11 protein-coding genes, 1 pseudogene and 3 riboswitches are annotated in these 18,308 nt (G+C 33.5%); of the genes and pseudogenes, 3 read left to right on the top strand and 9 right to left on the bottom strand.

The window, feature by feature from the left end:
- Nucleotides 1-424 precede the first annotated feature (424 nt).
- From JFU23_RS17830 to JFU23_RS17805, 6 genes are all read right to left on the bottom strand, one after another.
- Nucleotides 425-1,174: an ABC transporter ATP-binding protein gene (locus JFU23_RS17830; protein WP_002139487.1), complete on the bottom strand. Its 750-nt coding sequence runs from the start codon at nucleotides 1,172-1,174 to the stop codon at nucleotides 425-427.
- The gene (locus JFU23_RS17825; RefSeq protein ID WP_201032391.1) at nucleotides 1,171-2,169 is read right to left on the bottom strand and encodes an ABC transporter substrate-binding protein; all 999 of its coding nucleotides are present in this window, start codon (nucleotides 2,167-2,169) and stop codon (nucleotides 1,171-1,173) included. Before JFU23_RS17825 ends, JFU23_RS17830 begins: the two co-directional genes overlap by 4 nt.
- Entirely contained in the window at nucleotides 2,166-2,939 is a 774-nt protein-coding gene (locus JFU23_RS17820; protein ID WP_201032390.1) for an ABC transporter permease, read from the bottom strand. Before JFU23_RS17820 ends, JFU23_RS17825 begins: the two co-directional genes overlap by 4 nt.
- Nucleotides 2,911-3,231 carry an MTH1187 family thiamine-binding protein gene (locus tag JFU23_RS17815; RefSeq protein WP_000082898.1) on the bottom strand — a complete coding sequence of 107 codons (321 nt, stop codon included), beginning with the start codon at nucleotides 3,229-3,231 and terminating at the stop codon, nucleotides 2,911-2,913. The genes JFU23_RS17820 and JFU23_RS17815 overlap by 29 nt, the downstream gene beginning before the upstream one ends.
- 101 nt (nucleotides 3,232-3,332) lie before the next feature.
- A riboswitch (TPP riboswitch) is annotated at nucleotides 3,333-3,434 on the bottom strand.
- 51 nt (nucleotides 3,435-3,485) lie between these two features.
- The gene (locus JFU23_RS17810; RefSeq protein ID WP_201032389.1) at nucleotides 3,486-7,067 is read right to left on the bottom strand and encodes a non-ribosomal peptide synthetase family protein; all 3,582 of its coding nucleotides are present in this window, start codon (nucleotides 7,065-7,067) and stop codon (nucleotides 3,486-3,488) included.
- A gap of 141 nt (nucleotides 7,068-7,208) precedes the next feature.
- Nucleotides 7,209-8,951: a methyl-accepting chemotaxis protein gene (locus JFU23_RS17805; protein WP_061676165.1), complete on the bottom strand. Its 1,743-nt coding sequence runs from the start codon at nucleotides 8,949-8,951 to the stop codon at nucleotides 7,209-7,211.
- 140 nt (nucleotides 8,952-9,091) lie between these two features.
- Nucleotides 9,092-9,176, bottom strand: a riboswitch (cyclic di-GMP riboswitch).
- 282 nt (nucleotides 9,177-9,458) lie between these two features.
- Here JFU23_RS17805 and JFU23_RS17800 point away from each other — a divergent pair.
- Complete coding sequence (locus JFU23_RS17800; protein ID WP_002029556.1) at nucleotides 9,459-10,772, top strand: anaerobic C4-dicarboxylate transporter family protein; 1,314 nt, start codon at nucleotides 9,459-9,461, stop codon at nucleotides 10,770-10,772.
- A gap of 117 nt (nucleotides 10,773-10,889) precedes the next feature.
- Here JFU23_RS17800 and thiE read toward each other — a convergent pair whose 3' ends face one another.
- Nucleotides 10,890-11,549, bottom strand: a complete 660-nt coding sequence (gene thiE, locus JFU23_RS17795) for a thiamine phosphate synthase (RefSeq protein WP_201032388.1) — start codon at nucleotides 11,547-11,549, stop codon at nucleotides 10,890-10,892.
- A gap of 13 nt (nucleotides 11,550-11,562) precedes the next feature.
- A complete protein-coding gene (gene thiM, locus JFU23_RS17790) occupies nucleotides 11,563-12,372 on the bottom strand; it encodes a hydroxyethylthiazole kinase (RefSeq protein WP_002140242.1) in 810 nt (269 codons plus the stop codon).
- A 72-nt stretch (nucleotides 12,373-12,444) separates the two neighbouring features.
- A riboswitch (TPP riboswitch) is annotated at nucleotides 12,445-12,554 on the bottom strand.
- A gap of 228 nt (nucleotides 12,555-12,782) precedes the next feature.
- On the opposite strand from thiM, the pseudogene JFU23_RS17785 reads away from it, so the two are divergent.
- Nucleotides 12,783-13,100, top strand: a pseudogene (locus tag JFU23_RS17785) (toprim domain-containing protein); the annotation flags it as partial.
- Between the two features lie 350 nt (nucleotides 13,101-13,450).
- Here the strand turns inward: JFU23_RS17785 and JFU23_RS17780 are convergent.
- Nucleotides 13,451-17,134, bottom strand: a complete 3,684-nt coding sequence (locus JFU23_RS17780) for a restriction endonuclease (RefSeq protein ID WP_201062871.1) — start codon at nucleotides 17,132-17,134, stop codon at nucleotides 13,451-13,453.
- 520 nt (nucleotides 17,135-17,654) lie between these two features.
- Between JFU23_RS17780 and JFU23_RS17775 the strand changes: the two genes are divergently transcribed.
- Nucleotides 17,655-18,293 carry a hypothetical protein gene (locus JFU23_RS17775; RefSeq protein WP_201032386.1) on the top strand — a complete coding sequence of 213 codons (639 nt, stop codon included), beginning with the start codon at nucleotides 17,655-17,657 and terminating at the stop codon, nucleotides 18,291-18,293.
- The last annotated feature ends 15 nt before the right edge of the window (nucleotides 18,294-18,308 follow it).

The following is an 18,308-nucleotide window of genomic DNA, read 5'->3' as shown; positions in this document are numbered from 1 at the left end:
TGATCCATAAGCTAAATAGAGAGAACAACAGTATAAAGCCTTATTTAGTTATACATATAAAAATGGGTAAGGTGAATACACCTTACCCATTACATATTATCGTAAGAAAGGATTAAGGTTCTTTACCTGCTGTCTTCAATTTAGCTTCATCTTTAAAAATGGGCAGACTTCTCCCGTATCAAGCTAAAACCATTTGAAGAACAGTTGATAAAGTCATTTTATCCTTTCACTCCTTTAACGTTTGTTATATTAAGAGTATAAATCACTCTGTTATATTCTATTCTCTACTTTTTCTTTTGTTCCTTCTTCCAATTTATCCGATGTTAATGAACCCACTATTTCCCCTATAGATTTCATCTTTTTCCTTCAATAGAAAAAAGCCTCTTAACAGCAATTATACAAAAAACTGTTAAAAGACTTTTTTCTATTTTTTCATGTAAGGAGCCAATACTCTTAAAATTTCTTCCTTATCCTTCTTTAACTCAAGAGATGTTAACATATCCATCGTTCGCGGCCTAGGTAATTCCACTTGTACCTCGCCAACTATTGATGCTGGTCTTTGAGATAAAATAAATACGCGATCAGAAAGTAAAATTGCCTCATCTAAGTCATGTGTAACCATAACAATTGTTTGCTTTTCTTGATGCCAAGAATTTAAAAGCCAACTGTGTACTTCCATTTTTGTAAATGCATCTAATTTTCCAAAAGGCTCATCCAGCAGCATAATTGGCTTTTCACATAAATACGTACGAAGGAAACTAATCCTTTGACGCATTCCACCTGATAACTCATCTGGATAATGATCTGCATATTCATCTAGCTCAAATTGCTTTAATGCTTCCATTCCTTCTGTCAGCCTTTGTTTTTTAGGCTTCCCTTCGATTTCCAATGGAAGAACGATATTTTGCAAAGCCGATCGCCACGGTAGTAATAAATCTTGTTGCGGCATATAACTAACAACATCTTGTTTTTTTACATACTCCTCGTTATAAAACACTTCTCCGCTCGTTGGCTCTTCAACACTTGCAATCATATTTAATAATGTACTTTTTCCACAACCACTCGGACCTACAAAAGAGACAAACTCTCCCTCTTGTATAGAAGCACTAATATTTGCTAATACATTCTTTCCATCGAAAGCTTTTACAATATCTTTTATTTGTAATCCACTCATTTTTCACTTGGAAGGAATTCATTTGTAAAGGCATCTTTTACATCGATTTTCTTTTTAATAACTTTGTTGTCATATAAGAAATTCATGTAATTCGTCCAAATCTCTTCCTTCTGTACTCCCCACGCTTTTGCATCATCTTGATACTTTGTACTTAACCACTTTTGGCTTTCTTGTACTAATTCTTTATTCACATCTGGAACAGCTTTAATTAAAATATCCGCAGCTTCTTTCGGTTCTTTAATCGCAAAATCATAACCTTCTGTCGTTGCCGTCATAAATTTTTTCACAAAATCTTTATCTTGCTTCGTATGTTTTTCACTTGTAATAATAACAGGACTATAGAAATCAAGCGCTGGATCTAAGTCTTTTACCATAATTGTATTTAACTCTTTTCCTTGACGCTTCGCTTCAATTCCATCCCATCCATAATAAATCCATTCAAAGTCTGCATCACGACCGATTGATTTAAAGAAATCTGTTTGTCCAAGAATAATTTTTTCAACTTTATTAAAATCAGCTTGATGTTTCTCCATAATCGTCTTTAACGTCGCTTCTTCTGCTGGTCCCCCCCAGCCGCCATAACGTTTACCTTCAAAATCTTTCGGTGACGTCATATTATCTTTTTTTAGAGATGCAAAAGCAGAGGTATTATGCTGAATAATTGCACCAACAGAAACAACTGGGATTCCTTCAACACGAGCTAATGTTACATTTTCTTGTGCGCTTATCGCAAAGTCTGCTTTCCCAGAAGCAATCATCTGCTCTGCCGTTACATTATCACCAGGCTGGATAATTTCTACATCAAGCCCTTGCTTTTTGTAATAATCTTTCGTTTGCGCTACATATAAGCCAGTATGATTCGTATTTGGAAACCAATCTAAAATGACTTTTACTTTTTTATCTTTACTTGAATTTTCTTCTTTCTTCGCCGGATTACATCCGGCAACAGTTACTGCTAATAATGCAGCTAACATAATTTTTAAACCTTTTTTCATTTTCTGCCGCCCTTTCTGTATATCCATGGTGCTGTTATTCTTGCCATAAATTCAACAATAAAGTACAGACATAATGTCACCATGACGATAATCGCTGCAACACCAAATACTCGAGCCGTTAAAAAGGATTTTGTTGCTCTTGTAAGCATAACTCCTAATCCTTCGCTGGCACCAAGCCATTCCCCAATAATCGCCCCCATCACACTATATGTAACAGCAATTTTTAAACCTGAGAAAAAGTATGGGAGTACTGCTGGAAACTTTACTTTCTGGTAAACTTGCCATTTCGTTGCCTTCATTGTTTGTAACAGTTTCAGCATATTTTTATCTACCGTTTGGAAACCTTCTAAAATGCTAAGCGCAATTGGGAAGAAACAAACAAGAATAACAATCATTACTTTTGGCAACATTCCGTATCCAAACCAAATAATAAATAATGGTGCGAGCACAACGATTGGAATTGTTTGCGAAATAACGAGCAATGGATTCATTAAAATCCGAAATAAAGGGATGACATCCATAATGATAGCAATACTCGTCCCAAGTAAAATTGCAAAAAACAACCCAATTATTACTTCCTGTAACGTTTGCACTGTATTCGGTAATAGTAAATCTTTCATTCCAATTAACTCTTGCACAATTGCAGACGGCTTCGGTAAAATCCACGGCTCAATTTTAAATAATGAAACAGATCCTTCCCATATAGCAATGAGAAGGATAAGCCAAATTGTTGTGATTATTTTAGATCGCTTCTGGTTTTGCATATTCATCACGGTACTTCCAAACTTTTTCGTCAATCGTTACGCCTGTACTTGGACGATAGTGAATTTTAATAGAAGTGATTACTTCTTCTGCTCCAGCATCGACGCAAGCTTGTTGCGCGCGTTTAATGACGTCAAGAAGTACATCTAATTCTCCTTCCAACGTTGTTTCCATTGCCCCTACTTCATAACGAACTCCCGACTGTTGTACAACTTCAATTGCTTTATCAACAACGGAATACACATCTTTGTTCTTCGCTTGTGGTACTACTGAAAATGAAATTGTAACTTGTTGTGACATAATAAAATCCCCCTTACAAAATATGGTTTCAAAAAAAGAAAAGGCTTTCCTACCATGTAGGAAAGCCTTGTATACAAGTTATTCTATAATAACTTATGCTACATCACTTTAAAGTAACTCCCTACGCTGGCATTATCCAGATCAGGTTGAGGGTCGATGTATACTTACATCCTCTCAGCCAATTGGCTCCCCGGTTCTTAATTCGTTTTCATTGTAGCATGATTTATTTTATTGAACAAACAAAAGCGTACATATCATTTCATTATTTTTGGAAAATATCCAACTTCTTCACCATGAGCTAATAATTGCTGAATAAATTCTTTATTAATCGCTGGCACTACCAGTTCTTTTTTCTTAATCCATTCATTCGTTCTACGAGTACCCATTACAATTTCAGATTGCTGTGCTCCATCTCCTGCAACTTGAGAAGCAATTAGCTCTGCTATTACTTCATCTTCCTTCGCTAATATAAGCCCCATATTTATATATTGTGAGAGTGGAACCATTTCAAGATTGTATCCACATTCCTCAATTAGCTTTATAAAATGTTCAAATTCAATTTGATATGGGTGACAGATGTGTAACGTCTCTCCTACAATTTTTTGATCTTGTAAATACGATACAATCGACTTACTGGCAAAGTCAATTGGTGTAAAATCAACCTTCCACTTCACATTTGGTGCCTTTCCAATTAGAAGCATCGTTTTAATAAGACGATAAAATGCATTTCCTTCAATGTTTTGTTGGAACGAACCCGTTTCTGAATGACATGCTAGGTTACCTGCACGATAAATATTCCCTTGTATGCCGCTCTTCAAAGCTTCACGAACAAGATTTTCCGCCTGTAGTTTACTATCGGAATACACATTCTCTAACTCTACATTATAATTGAAATCACCTGTTTCCATATATGTATCCCATTGCTCTACCGCTAAATCTATTGGAATACCAATTGTAGAAATAAAGTGGAATGTAGCACCATTCTCAGCTAATGCTAGCATACGGCCCGTGCCTTGGACATTCACATTTTCAAATTGTTTTACATCTCCAAAATGTCTTACATCTGCACCACAATGAATTACCGTATCAATCTTAGAACTAATTAAAGTGAATTCCTCTTCGCTCATCCCAAGATACTCTTCTCCGAGATCACCAGGTACAGCCTGTATACGCTGTAACCACTCTTCACATATATCATTAAAGTAACTTGCTAATGTATCGATAATTCTTTGCTGCACATCTTTTGTCGGCCTTACTAAACAATAAATAGTAGCAGATGTATCTCTCAGTAATTCATATAATATGTGCGACCCCAAATAACCAGTAGCTCCTGTTAAAAAGACATTTGAAATGTGGATGTCTTCCAAAGCATTTGAATAAGTAATGGTATCCGGTTCATGAATCACCTTATATTCACGGAACACTTCTTCTGTCTCTACTTTTACTTCTCTCTCAATTCTAGCTAATCCATATATCGTTCTTTCTTTAAAGAAATCCTGAATTGTTAAGTGTGAAAAATCTTCTTTTAACAATGTTAAGACTCGTAATACCTTCAATGAATGTCCACCAATTGTAAAGAAATCATCATGCACTCCAATTTTTGAAACCCCTAATACCTCCGCCCAAGCGTTCGCTATCTGTTTTTCTGCTTTAGTAGAAGGCGCAACATATTTTTGTAGACGGATCGGCTCGTACTTTTCTTCTAACTGGGCTAACTTCTTAACATCAATCTTTTTATTTGGTGTAAGTGGTAGTTCATTAATATAAATTAGTTTAGATGGCACCATATAATCCGGTAACTGCTCTTGTAGCTGATAAACTAATTCTGGTATTTCCTTTTTGTTTAAAGTTGTATAGAATGCAATTAAATATTGGCTACCTTCCTTACTCTTCTTAGCAAAAACAGCATTTTCTTTTATATTATGATCTTGAGAAATTTTACTTTGAATTTCTCCTAATTCAATACGATGTCCTCTAATCTTTACTTGATCATCTTTCCGATGTAAAAACTCTATATTTCCATCTTCTAATAGTTTAACTATATCACCTGTTTTGTATATATTGACTTTAGGATTAAAAGGGTTTGGAATAAAAGCTTCAACTGTTTTTTCAGGCTTATTAAAATACCCCTTTGCTAATCCTACTGAATCTATATACAATTCACCAGGTACACCAATTGGACAAAGATTCATATTCTCATCCAAAATTATAACTTGATAATTAGCACATGGCTTACCAATTGGGATACTCGCATCATCCTCATTCAACTGACTAGGTATTTGATAGGTTGTTGTCACTACAGTACATTCTGTTGGTCCGTATACATTATGAATTTCAACATTTGTACCTATTCTTTCTCTCCACAATTTAATAACCTCTACAGGCAACATTTCACCGCCAATAGCAATTCTTTTTAAGGAAGCTAGCTTATATACATCTTCTTTTGCTAAATAAGTTGCTACTTGTCGAACAAAAATTGTCGGCAACGCCAAGATTGAAGTCGCTTTTACTTTATGGATTGCAGTTGCAAATGCTTCTACAGACAATCGCTGTTCCTCTAATAATACATACAAGTTTCCTCCGCAAAATAAAGAAGCGAATGACTCCCATACAGAAGCATCAAAGCTAAAGGAAGGAAATTGTGCAAATACATCTTCTTCTTTCAATTCATATTGCCTTTGCATCCAAGTGTACAGGTTAATAACACCTCTATGTGCTAACATCGTTCCCTTTGGATTTCCTGTTGAACCAGATGTATAGATCATATATGCTACATCATCACAATGAATAGACAACTTTACATCTGTAGCCTCACAAGTTTCACTATCATAAATTGAGACAGTTTGAACCTCATCACATGTTATAGGTGTTTCTTTCATTAAAATAACTTTCGCTTGGCTATCTTGAATAATGTACTGAATTCTACCTTCTGGATAATCTGGATCAATTGGAACATACGCTGCACCAGCTTTCAATATGGCCACCATACTTACTACTGTGTCTATGCTACGTTTCATAAATATTCCAACATAGTCGCCTAACTGCACACCGTTCTTAATTAACAGATGGGCTATTTGATTACTTTTTTTATTTAGTTCCTCATATGTTAAAGTACCCTCTTTTGAAGATAAAGCTGTACGATTCGGAAATTGAGTAACAGTTTTGTAGAACATATCGACAATACTTTTCTCAGGGTATACTGCTGTCGTGTCATTCACTAGATTATAAAGTGCCATCTCAGCCTCTGTAATAATATTAAAATGCTTTATATACTTACTTGTATTTTGTAATGCATCAATTAAAACACCATTTATTTGTTGTGCATAACGAATAATTGTTGTCTCTTTCCAATTAACACTATTAAATATCATTTCTACACTTTGCATATTTTTATTCAATACAAATTGTAACGTATTCTTGTCTTGTAAATCATAATACGTTTCACCAATAATAATAGGTGAAATTTCAGATGAATTATTACTGTTTTGAAACTCTCCTATTTCTTCCTCATTCATTTCTTGGATTTGTTCCACTTGCTCTACAATCTGCAAATTCAAACTTTCATAGGAGAGATAATTAGAAACTTCAATAGTAATAGGAAATAAACTTCCTCTTGTATGATAGAGCACGATAATGTGCTTTTCTTTAGAAATATGATATAACCACGTTGCAGTTGCTCCTATTAAATCTACAATATGAGTCAGTTTTGGAAATGGTATAGTTTTTCCTTTTATTCTAAACTCCATCTCCTGCGCATCTTTAGGTATCTTAATACTTCCTTCTACTTTTCCTAAAAATTCTTTTACCATCTCATTATAAGAAATCGTTAATTTCATATTTATGTAAATTCCTTTCCTAAATATAATAAAGGTGTGAAAATCCACACCTTTTTTCATCCCGTATTTACAGGCAGATTGGTTCAATTCATAATCAGAGAGCTGGATAAACCAACCCCTGATTAGAATTTCACTTTCTCCTTATTCGCTTTTAAACTCACCAATTAGCTCTTGTAATTCCTGAGAAAGCCAACTTAAAGAAGTCGCCAATTCTGCAATATCTTGTACTGATATTTCTTGCTCCTTCATACTTTCTTCAACATTACTACTGCTATTCGCATAAGTATTCGCAATATGTGATAATTCATTTACGACTTGAACGATATTCTGGCTATTTTGTAAAATATCACCTGAGTTGCTAGAAACAGCCCTAACTTGATCTGTAACAGACTGTGCTGACTTTGAAATTTTCTCGAAGAACGCACCACTACTTTGAACAAGAGTAATTCCAGATTCTACTTCTTTTGAACCTTTCTGCATTGAAACTACAGCCTCTTCTGTTTCAGCCTGCGTTTCACTAATTAATGTCGCTATATCTTTCGCTGACGTTTCAGTTTGTTCTGCTAATTTGCGCACTTCATCAGCAACAACTGCAAACCCTCTTCCAGCTGCTCCAGCACGTGAAGCTTCAATAGAAGCATTTAAGGCTAATAAATTTGTTTGATTTGAAATACCTGTAATTACAGTTACAATATCACTAATTTCTTTTGACCTTGTTTCTAACGAATAGATGATAGAAGATAAATCTTGTACTGCATTTTGGATTAAACTCATTTGATTAATAATTTGTCCAATGACTTCATTACCTTCAATTGAATGTTGCTCCATACCTTCTGAAGCAACTGCAACTTGTTTCGCAGCCCCAGTTATCTCTTCTACCTTATTTTCCATTCCATGTACAATTCCTAGGCATTGTTGTACTGAAGTTTCTTGAGATTGCGCTCCTACTCTTAAACCTTCAATAGAACTTGCAATCTCTTGAACTGCCATACTGTTTTCCTCTGTACTTGCCGACAATTCTTGTGAAGAAGAAGAAACTTGCTCAGCAGTCTGTCTTACTTTATCTATAATCCCTTTAAATTTATCAATCGTATTATTGAAATATACATTAATAATTCCAATATCATCTGGTCTTTCTTTTAATTTAATACTTAAATCACCTTCACCAATCTTACGTAATCCCTCTCGTAAATCTTTTAATGGAGCTAACGAGTGACGTACGATAAAGAATTGAGTAATAGTTGCCATTGCTAATGAAATAATAATAAAGAGTATACCCTGTATCACAAAATTCTTCTTTGTACTAGGAACGATAGAAGCATCTAAGTCAGCCGCAACAATTGCAACAATATTGTTTTCTCCATCTGTAATTGGCTCTAATATTGTCACCCACGAACCTAATTCATCTTCATATACTTCTGTCATCTGAGCCTTTTTCGTATCCATCACTTTATCGTATGTATTCATCCAATGAGCGGGTTGTTCATAATAATCTCCCGGCTTTACAGGGACTGCATTTGTTAACTCTGTAGTCAAACCAACGAGTTGTAACTCTCGCTTTTCATTCGCTTTTGCTCCTGTAACATACGTTTGTCCAACACTTTTCAATTCTTTTGATACTTCATCTAATTGCCCTGTTAACTTTTCTTTTTTCACTCTTTCGGCTGTAGGATCTTTCGTCATGTCTCTAACTAATTCTACATCCAGTTTTTTTAGCACTATCTCTCCCGTTTCAATAGACTGTCTTTCAAATAAAGACATCATACTATTTTGAAACATGTTAAAGCTTAATGCACCCATACTTCCAACAAGCGTCAAAATAACTAAGACAGTCAATAAGACGTTCTTTTGAAGAAATGATAACTTATGCCAATACTTTTTCACTAATATTCACCTTCCTTAATTATCAAAAATAAAAACAAAAAAACAAAATATACGAATATTTTGTTTGAAAATGATTCTCAATATGTTCGAGAATAAAAAAAGACCAATGTAAAAGCATTGGCCAAGACCAACCCTATCCGTCCGGCAACTGGCTAGCGTAGCCTTTCGACCTTAGCTCCTGTAGTTTTGCGTCCTCATGTTTCCATAAGTTTGCCTTTCTCGCTGAACGAGTTGAACGATATGGGAGTTCTATGAGAATTACAATATTCTCTTTCAAAGATTACAACATAAAAATTAAAATGTCCACCCATTTGTACATATAAATATAAAGTTTTAACGGATTATTTTTTCGAAATAATTTAACAAAGTACGTGAATGTTACATTTCTTGTGTTATATAATAAAAAACGTATATAAAATAAGGATTATCACGGATATTTATTTAATTTTCATTCAAATTAAATTATTCGAATATATCTTAACTTACGAATTTCGGAGGTAGTTTATCATGTTTTGGCTACAATTTCTTACGTTACTACTCTGCATTTTTATTGGTGCACGCCTGGGCGGAGTTGGTCTAGGAGTAATGGGTGGCGTTGGTATGGCAATACTTGTTTTCGTCTTCCACTTACAACCTACAGCTCCTCCTATTGATGTAATGCTTATGATTTTAGCAGTAATTACAGCTGCCGGTGCTTTGCAAGCTGCTGGAGGAATGGATTACCTTGTCTACCTTGCTGAGAAAGCATTACGAAAAAATCCAAAGCGCATTACATTTTTTGCTCCTATTGTTACTTATTTATTCACGCTATGCGCGGGAACTGGTCATGTCGCTTATTCTGTACTTCCCGTTATCGCCGAAGTATCTCGCGAATCAGGAATTAGACCTGAACGACCAATGTCAATTGCCGTTATCGCCTCCCAGCAGGCAATTACAGCTAGTCCAATATCGGCTGCAACAGTTGCACTTTTAGCAATGTTAGCCGACTATAAAATCACCTTGTTAGATATTTTAAAAGTCAGTATCCCTTCTACTTTTATTGCTTGTATGGTAGCTGCATTCGTTGCTAGTAAAATGGGAAAAGAATTAAATGAAGACCCTGAATACTTGAAGCGATTAAAAGAGGGAATGATCCCTAAACTTGAAGAGAAAAAAGAATTTGCGGGTGTAAAAGGCGCTAAATTATCAGTTATCCTTTTCCTAGTAGGAACTTTCCTTGTCGTACTTCTTGGTTCATTTGAAGCCCTTCGTCCGGGATGGATGGTTGACGGGAAGTTAGCTCGTCTTTCCATGCCAAACACAATTGAAATGGTCATGTTAACCATTGCTGCTCTTATTATTATTTTCTGTAAACCAAATGTGGAAAGCATTGTAACTGGTAACGTCTTTAAAGCAGGCGCAACAGCAGTTGTTGCTATTTTTGGTATCGCTTGGATGGGAGATACTTTCTTCAACGGAAACTTAAATATAATTCAAGGATCAATTCAACACTTAGTGACAAGTGCACCATGGCTATTTGCTATTGCACTATTCATTCTATCTATTTTACTGTATAGCCAAGCAGCAACAGTTCGTGCTTTAGTGCCACTCGGACTATCACTTGGTATTCCGCCGGCATTACTTATTGCGATGTTCCCTGCAGTAAATGGATATTTCTTCATTCCAAACTACGGGACAATCGTTGCTGCAATTAACTTTGACCGTACTGGTACAACAGGAATTGGTAAATATGTTTTAAATCATAGCTTTATGATTCCGGGCCTGATCGCAACCTTTACTTCTATCGGAATTGGAATGCTCTTAATTTCCATTATGTTTTAAAGAAAAAGCACAAACCTTTATTTAAAAAGGTTTGTGCTTTTTTAATCAAACGTTTGTTTAAACTTTTTTGGCAGTCTATTCCTCCATATAGCATTTAAAATATTACATGGGCTTTTTCTACAAACTTTTATTTACTTCTTCAGCTAATTCCCTCGTACTTTCATAAGCAGATTCCGCTAAACTAATTGCTGAAATAACTGAAACACCGTCCGCACCCGCTTCTATAACCGCAGCTGTATTTTCAATTGTAATCCCACCAATACCAACAATCGGCATTGTAATTCCTTGTTCTCTAAAATGAGCTAAACCTTTCGTTCCTTGCACAGCTTTCGTATCTTTTTTTGTACTCGTTGGGAAAATAGGGCCAATTCCTAAATAATCAGCCCCGTTTTCAATTGCAAAGCGTGCTTCTTCAATTGTATGGGCAGATACACCGATAATTTTATCTCCCATCTTTTCACGAACAGATGTAATTCCTTCATCATCTTGTCCAACATGCACGCCATCTGCATCTAACTCGAGGGCTAGTTCCACATCATCGTTTACGAGGAATGGTACACCGTACTCCTTGCAAAGCGCTTGTAGTTCTTTCGCAAAATCAATACGTTTCTCTCCCGTTAAAGCCCCTTCTCCCTTTTCACGAAGTTGAAAAATTGTTATACCACCTTCTAGTGCATCTCTCAATACTTGTAGTGGCTCCTTCGTACAATTGTTACTTCCCATAATAAAATATACTGGTAATAACCTAGACATTTCATCCTTTGTAATGCGCGACATCTAGTTCCTCTCCTTACTGTATGACCTCAATCTTTCCATACTTCTCAATATCATCTGAAGTTGTATTCGCTAACTGATTTAAAAATTCAATTTGAAAGCTTCCTGGTCCATTCTCTACTGTTTTCGAAGCCGCTATTTCTGCTGCTACTCCATAGAATGTTAATGCGGCTACTGCTGCCTTTACATAATCCTTTTCTACCGCTACAAATGCTCCTATTACAGAAGTTAGTAAACAACCTGTTCCAGTAACTTTCGTTAAAATAGGATGTCCATTTCGAATAAGAATAGTTCGCTCTCCATCTGTAACAACATCTTCTTGTCCAGTAATTACCGCAACTGTATTTAATTCATCTGCTGCCTGTTTTGCAATATTTACAACATTACCGTTGCCAGTACCAGCGTCTACACCTTTAATTTCCCATTTCTCATTAATAACGTTAGCTATTTCAGCTGCATTTCCGCGGATAACAGCTAAATCGATTTCAGCTGGAATATATCTCGCAACTTCTGTTCGATAAGAAGTTGCTCCTGCCCCAACTGGATCAAACAATACTGGTACATCATTCTTATTTGCTGATTTACCAGCAAGTAACATCGCTTCTACCTCTTCAGGACGAAGTGTACCCATATTTAAAACAAGGGCTCCCGCAATGCTAGCCATTTCTGCTACTTCTTCTTTTGCATACGCCATTACAGGTGATGCTCCTAATGCTAACAAACCGTTTGCTGTAAAATTTGTTACAACAACATTTGTAATATTATGCACGAGTGGATTAGACTCTCTCACCAAATCCACTACTTTACTAATTTCTTTCATATTCATCCTTTTCATCTCCTAACTATAGTGATGGGAGATACACAAAAAGGCACTTTGCGCGTACGCAAAGTGCCTGAACATGTGCTTTTACACTCTCCCTACGCTGGCATTATCCAACAGGTTCAAATGGTCAATGACGGACTAGTCATACTCTCAGTTTGCATCCACAAACTCCCATGTGTTTATTATTCATCTACTTCAAAGTCTACTCTTATTCTAGTAAAATAACAAGTTCTTTACTTTTATAAAATGATAGAGATCAGAACTCTCCGGGTTCAACCATTCTTCGCCTTTATATAAGTAAAACTCTCACACGTATATTTCACCACAAATAACTCAAACCGTCAGCAAGACTGAATAGAACAAAGATGTATGCTATATTTAACGTATGGAAATTTGAAAGGATGTTTTTAAATATGGCAAAAAGTATTGTAATTGCTGAAAAACCTTCTGTTGCACGTGATATCGCACGTGTACTGAAATGTGATAAAAAAGGGAACGGCTATCTTGAAGGTAGTAAATATATTGTTACTTGGGCTTTAGGTCATCTCGTTACATTAGCTGATCCAGAAAGCTATGATGTGAAATATAAACAGTGGAATTTAGAAGATTTACCAATGCTACCGGAGCGTTTAAAACTAACCGTTATTAAACAAACAGGGAAACAGTTTAACGCTGTAAAAAGTCAGCTTCTTAGAAAAGATGTAAATGAAATCATTATAGCTACTGACGCAGATTTATCTCTATAAAATATAATTGCACGTAAATCCTAAAACACCTTTCATCCCCGATTTAAAAATAATATCTGGTATTTTCCTTTAATGTACATAAATAATATTTTGCACACAAATATATATATTTTTTCTTGGATATAGATAAAGAAGAACAAGGGGTTATTATATCTCATGGTTAGAATTATATATTTAATATGGAAAAGATAGTTGAACTGTCTGAAATAACTATCTTAACAAAGAATTAATTAGCCTTGCTTTAATATAAGCAAAAGGAAATGTGCTAATAAACTCGAAAAGAAAAAAATAACACGCACTTAGCGTGTTATTCTAGATAACTACACTTTAAATTTTTACTCATTAAATATCGCACCATTTTTATGTAGATATTCTTTTATTTTCAAATTAACACCAGAAGAATTTACAAAATTACTTCCTTGAAAATCACCAAAATGATAATAACTATTTATTATTTCCTTTTTTGATATATCCACTGCAATTAGATACTCTCTAGTAATAAAATACAAAATATAACCATTACTATCCAATTTTATTTCTTCAAATTCTTTATAAAAATCAAAAGTTTCTTCCGGTAAAAATTCACTTATATCCAATACATTTATTATCTCAAAATCATTAAAGTTTATTATTTGTACTTGCTTACGGTTTGCTACACAGAGAATTTCCCCATCTTTTGAAAAAGAAATTGAAGAAGCCTTGTCAATTTGCATTTCTTTAATAAAACGCCCTGAATCAATTTCAAAAACTCTTAACTTATTATCATCTGTCAATACAAATACATCTTTAAAAGGATGGAATAAAGCATTGTAATGATTTAAATTTGAAGGATCTTTCTTTTCATAAATCACTTTTTTATTTTTTTCCAAATCCCAGAGTATGAATGCATGAAAACCTGAACTAACTAGAAACTTTTCACTCGGACTTAAAGTAAGATTAGATACTCCGTAGAAGCATTGAAGTGTCTTAACTTCTTTTTTTTGTAATAAATCGTAAACATAAATAAATGAGTTATTACAACTGGTATACAATACATCAGAATTATTTGAAAAGACAAAATCACTCGTCCAAAGATTTCCGGAATCTTCGATATTTAAATTTGTTTGTTTTGAAAAAGTATGTTGAACTACAATTTCAAGATTTTTACTATCCCGAATACTTAATTTTCCCCATTTAGAATGAGCAATTAATTTCCCATCTGGTGATAATCGAACATTCCAAGCGGTATCGCTAATTCTCTTAACAACGTTAAAGTTCTTTTTATTTACTAAAAGCAACTCTGCAGGAGAACCTACTACGATATTTTCATTTTTTTCATGTATATCAAGGGCATCTGTCTGAACAAAATTGAATTTTAAACCTTTTATTTTAGCATTTTTAAAAGAAGTGTTTTTATACTGGTCTACATCGTCATAAGGTACTCCTCCAAAATTAGCATTTTGTAAGTCTGAATTATCAAACAAAGTTCCAGCAAAATTACCAAATTCATTTTCTATATAGACCTCAGCTTGCTTAGGAAATGAAAAATTTCTTAATGATAAATTGGAAAGATCTTTATTTACAAAAAAGTCTTGCTGATTAGATAGTAATAATAAAATAATATTGTTAGTTAAGTAATTAACTTCTTCAAATGGTTTTCCTTTACACAATTCTAATAAAGATAATAATTTTACTTGTACCGCTTCCTCTTTTAAGGGGATTATATTTAAAATTAAATCTAATATTGCTCTTGAGAAAGGCATTTTACCAACAGTCTCAAAGAGCGATGAAACTTCTTCATGATTAAAATCCTTTAAAGGGGCTATTTCAATAAGGTTACCCTGTTCATCCGTAGTTGCGTTAAAGTAATTCTTCCAAGTATATGCTTTAGGTGTTTGATTAAAATCGACATTTGATTGACTTTGTGCGACCTCTAAGAAATCAAGAGAGAGCACTCCCATTTCTGCTGCAAATTTGTATGCAACAAAGAATTCTAAAAATGACTTATGAGCAGGTTTATAATTTCCATCCTCCTCATCAATTATAAGAATAGTCTGAGCTTGTAAATCATATCGCCAATAATCTATCTCAGCATCTTCTATTTTATGTCCAAATAAATGCCCTACCACCTTCGGAAATTCTTTATAATTAATTTTCAATTTATCATTTTTTAGCATTTCCCATGAAAGTTCACATAGAAAATATAGTTTATCAGCTAAAGAAGTAAATGTTCTTGTTTCTTTTATATCTCTTTGCATTTTTCTTTGGGTTGCATATAGATAAATTCTTGCCATATCGATTGGCTTATTTTGTTCAATTTCTTTTAACGCATCAAGAATTAATTCAACCATAATAGGACGACTTAAAAGGTCAACAATCTCTTTATTTTCCATTAAATTTAAAATGGTTTTTTCATCCGTAAAGAAAGATAGCAGTTTTTGTATTTGTTCTTTATCAAATTTTAATAATTCTAAGACTTCAAATTGCGGAGTTTTTCCAGTTAAATATTTTGTTGATTCTTTAAGCTCTGCATTTAAAAGTGAACGACCTTCTTTTATTTGAGGAAAGTGCTCATTCCTACAAGTAATAATAACTTTAGAATTTCCTTTAATTACAGTTGCAAGTTCCCAAAAATTATCAATCATTTTTTGTTTATTTACCTTATCTGCCATCTCATCGAATCCATCAAAAATAAGTAAAAGTTTCCCCATTTTATTTAATTGCATAAAAGCAGAGAAAACCCCTTTCATTTCTATCTTATGTACTCGAAAAAAGAAGTCAGAAATTAGCGTATCAACTTTAAGTGCCTTGGAATATTCCCTTAAAAAAATTAGAATTGGTATCCTTGGTCGAGGATGGTTTTTTGCCTTTGCTTCTTGATATCGCTTAATCATTTCCCAAGTATATTTCAAACAAAACCAAGATTTACCCGTACCAAACTCTCCTAAAATAGAAATATGTTCTTTTTGATGATCCTCTTGCCAGAAATCTATATATCCTTCTAGCCATCCATCTTCACCATTATAAATGTTTTTAGCTTCATATCTCTTCGTTTTAGGATGCAATTCCACTTTTTCACAAGCCAAGGAAATGTACCTTTTATCAATCCCTCTAGTATAGATTTCATTTTCAACCCAATCAAAATAGCTTGATAGATCAATAGTTTCTTCTATTAATTCGTCAAAGTTATAGCAAAAAACATTCATGCCACTTTTACTTTCTGTAAGTGCCTTTGCCGCCTTACTAACTTTTGAATTCGTAACAATCCAGCCTTCTTCACAATCGTGATATTGTACTAACTCTTCCATTTCCTTTACGTGGTTCACTTTAACTTCAGATACTAATCCATAAATTAATACATTTACGGTTCTTCTTCTTTCAGTAATTCTTATTATAAAATTAAAATAATCGTTATACTCCATATCCAATTTATCAAAGCTATACTCCAAAGCCTCGAACCATTCTTTTAAGTCATATTTAAATTTTCCTAAAAGACTAATTGGTGAAGATTCTAACATACTTGCTGGTGCAATTGATAAATAAGGTTTAATGTAGTTATGTAATTTATCAGGCACCTGTTCATTCATATAATCTTCAAAGTACCACTTTAGTAAGTTAACAAGTGCAACCTTTGTGATATTAACGTGCAAAGGTTCAATTATATCACTGTTACTATTTGGATCATGAGAAGCAGGATTTCCATGTGTTCTTATAGTCTCAAGGTATGATTTTACTTTTTCCCTTGCTCTTTTATCAGCTATAATTACTAACCCAGTTTTTGATGTTACAATTACATTTGATAAAGAGAACAAATTTAATTCTCTATTACTTCCTGGGTTTCCAAAACAATCTAATTTCCCTAAAATAATATTTTCACCCAGATTCTCCCCATAATGATTTAGAATAACAGCTTTACAAACTGCCTCAGCTGCTTTCCTTGAATTATTACATATATCTTCTAAAACAGTATCAGAAAATACTTGTACTACTTGCTTATTTAAATCAGAAACTTTTTGACAAAATTTTGGCTTTGTTAGCACCATTATTTCCTCCTTTTTTCAAAACGATTAACTATACCCATTAGCCAAAAGATAAAATTAAAGTCCTTATTTCTTAATGCTACCTAAATGTAATAGCAGTTAAACGTTAGCAAAGTTTTGCTATTTAGTTTAAGCAGAGTTACAGTGGACAGTTTATCCTTCCTAACAATGGTATTATATTCCTTTATAAAAGAGAATGATATTCTTTAAAAATTTTACTAGCTACAGTATTAATATTTTTTCCTTTTCATTCCCAATTAAAAAGTTGTTCATCCACTGTTTTTCTTTCTGTCACAAAAATTAAATTTATATTAGAAATTAAGAAATTTAACCAAACTTCGTACATTTACTATAACCTTACTTTTTTCAGTTTTAATAACTTATTTGACGCATATTTATCTCCTTATCTACAAAGATTAAAGAAAAATTTAACCACTATAAACAAAAACCTATTGACTTTGTAAATAGAACTGAAGTACCCTGTGTATATAGTAAATAGATTTTCGAAGGAGATACTATAATGAATTTAATTAATGTAGTTAGAAAAGCCGCCAAAGAATGTAAATTAACGGAAAAGGAGTTTATCAATGAAATTATAAACTACTACTTAATAAACTCTAAAGATACAATTGAATACTTAGATATCAGTAAGCAAAGGCTTTCTAATATGAAAAAACAAGGAAAATTATTAGAAGTTGAAAAAGGATTATATTTTAGAAGCGAAGTGGAAGAATTTAAATTAATTCAAAATGAAGTTAGAGAGAAGTACCATCACCAAAAAGTATATGATCTTTTTCCAGCTTATAAGGAAATTGGCGACACCTTAATAATAAATTTTTTAAGATTTTTTGATTGCGTTACAATGGTAAAACATAACTGTACAAATTCAATGTACAATAACCATTTAGAAAATGCCCTTACTGCAATTTTAAAATACGTTACATCGAATCAAGATGTCTTTATGTTAGAGCATGAAGGATTTGACTATGTAGAGGACAAGTTAGATATCCAGGAAAGTCAAATTAAAAAAAAATTTGATACGGAATTCTTCAAAGAATATCTTGAATCAAAAACCGCTTATATTTTGGGTGTTAATAAAATAGGGAATTTCAATGAAATTCTAAGTGCATTAAATGAAACAAGCTCTTCTAATAAATAATAAACAGCCAACTAT

It is taken from the genome of Bacillus sp. TH50 (genome assembly GCF_016650565.1).
Lineage (GTDB): Bacteria > Bacillota > Bacilli > Bacillales > Bacillaceae_G > Bacillus_A > Bacillus_A mycoides.
The sequence above is the reverse complement of the archived record's forward strand: the minus strand, read 5'-3'. Positions and strand labels throughout refer to the sequence as shown.

What these genes read in the sequence shown, in the direction of transcription:
- thiE (WP_201032388.1), bottom strand. Translation starts at nt 11,549, where the DNA reads ATGTCGCGCATTACAAAGGATGAAATGTCTAGGTTATTACCAGTATAT.
- thiM (WP_002140242.1), bottom strand. Translation starts at nt 12,372, where the DNA reads ATGAATATGAAAGAAATTAGTAAAGTAGTGGATTTGGTGAGAGAGTCT.
- JFU23_RS17800 (WP_002029556.1), top strand. Translation starts at nt 9,459, where the DNA reads ATGTTTTGGCTACAATTTCTTACGTTACTACTCTGCATTTTTATTGGT.
- JFU23_RS17810 (WP_201032389.1), bottom strand. Translation starts at nt 7,067, where the DNA reads ATGAAATTAACGATTTCTTATAATGAGATGGTAAAAGAATTTTTAGGA.
- JFU23_RS17775 (WP_201032386.1), top strand. Translation starts at nt 17,655, where the DNA reads ATGAATTTAATTAATGTAGTTAGAAAAGCCGCCAAAGAATGTAAATTA.
- JFU23_RS17820 (WP_201032390.1), bottom strand. Translation starts at nt 2,939, where the DNA reads ATGAATATGCAAAACCAGAAGCGATCTAAAATAATCACAACAATTTGG.
- JFU23_RS17825 (WP_201032391.1), bottom strand. Translation starts at nt 2,169, where the DNA reads ATGAAAAAAGGTTTAAAAATTATGTTAGCTGCATTATTAGCAGTAACT.
- JFU23_RS17830 (WP_002139487.1), bottom strand. Translation starts at nt 1,174, where the DNA reads ATGAGTGGATTACAAATAAAAGATATTGTAAAAGCTTTCGATGGAAAG.
- JFU23_RS17815 (WP_000082898.1), bottom strand. Translation starts at nt 3,231, where the DNA reads ATGTCACAACAAGTTACAATTTCATTTTCAGTAGTACCACAAGCGAAG.